Consider the following 240-nt stretch of genomic DNA (forward strand, 5'->3'; position numbering starts at 1 on the left):
AACATAGGTCTAGCTCAGAAAGGCCGGTTGTCGCAGCAACTGTTGGAGCAATCAATGCAGCAGTTGTAGTCAAAGCGACCGTTGCAGAACCCTGCGCTACACGCAGACACGTAGAGATAACAAACGCGGCTACCACAATTGGCATGCCCGTATCAGCCAATACTCCCGCTAGTGCATCACCAATACCACTTGCGCGAAGTACGCCGCCAAACATACCACCAGCACCGGTTACTAGAATCT

1 pseudogene is annotated in these 240 nt (G+C 52.1%); it reads right to left on the bottom strand.

From position 1 onward, the window contains the following. Nucleotides 1-240 (bottom strand): annotated as a pseudogene (locus AB4585_RS23885) (GntP family permease); the annotation flags it as partial.

It is taken from the genome of Vibrio sp. 10N.222.49.C9 (genome assembly GCF_041474985.1).
Classification (GTDB): Bacteria; Pseudomonadota; Gammaproteobacteria; order Enterobacterales; family Vibrionaceae; genus Vibrio; species Vibrio crassostreae_C.